Annotated in this window: 1 pseudogene; it reads right to left on the bottom strand. The window is 35.7% G+C overall.

Annotation, left to right across the window (positions count from 1 at the left end):
- A pseudogene (locus tag BFU02S_RS15925) lies at positions 1-981 on the bottom strand (IS4 family transposase); the annotation flags it as partial.
- Positions 982-1,105: the final 124 nt, after the last annotated feature.

Consider the following 1,105-nt stretch of genomic DNA (forward strand, 5'->3'; position numbering starts at 1 on the left):
AGACAAAAAACAATAAGTGCGATAAATACCTGATTTACAATCGCCCATTCACTTTGACCGTAGAATTTTTTAATACTGAGATGTTGTTTGATCCATTTAAAGAACAATTCTATGGCCCAGCGTGATTTGTACATTTCTGAGATTTCTTCAGCACTCAAATCAAAACGATTTGTGATTAAATGAAGTTCATTCCTTTTGAATCCAAGACTTTTATCAAGCGAAAGTAATTTTCAGCGCGGTTTTGTGTGGTACCGATTAAGACCATTTGGTCTGATAAAACAGACGAATTTTTGGGCAGTTTAAAGTTGTAAACCTCACGAATAACAGCGTTTTTCCGCAGCCTTGAGAGAAAAAAGTACCCATCATCAGTCATTCGGTCAAAACGTTCGTAATCTATGTAACCACAAACACGTACATGCATTCTTTATCTTCGACCATGATTTCAAGCTGGCCACGGTCATGTTCTTTGGCTGTTGTAATAATGGCTTTCTCAGGATAGGAAGTTCCTTTTTCCATAAACACAAGACGCAGATGCAACTTTACTCCTGCTTTTGTTTTACGGAATTCAGCCCATTTATGATTCGTCAAATTGAGTGGCAATGTACTTGAATCGATGATTTTTAATGGCATCACAAGTTTCGTGTAATGCGTTTTGACGTGAATTTGAGACACCAAATCAAGAAAAAGTCGCTGAAACAAATCTGGATTCAATCCATTTAAACGGCGTGACAGCTGAGAAATGCTAATAGACTCAAGGTCGATAGATTTGTGAAGCTGGTCATCGAAAAGAAAGTCACTTAGTGCATGAAGACTTTCGACTTCCTGCAGTTGTGCAAAAAGCAGTAATTTCAGAAACGACTCCGTCGTTAACTTTTTCGTATAGAAATCTAATTTCAATGTTTTCACTTGTTCCTCAAATAATTGAGAATTAATTGGTGAAAACCATTGTCCAAATGAATTTTTTCGTGTAATCTCGTCCATGTGAGATGTCCTTTATTAGTGGATTTGGACGGTTACCACCTGACTTATCTATTATAAAGGACTTTTTCTTTGCAATAAATAATAAAATTGAATATTCGGAATGTTTTTTAATAGTTAGTTTTAA

It is taken from the genome of Neobacillus fumarioli NBRC 102428 (assembly GCF_001591485.1).
Classification (GTDB): Bacteria; Bacillota; Bacilli; order Bacillales; family Cytobacillaceae; genus Neobacillus; species Neobacillus fumarioli.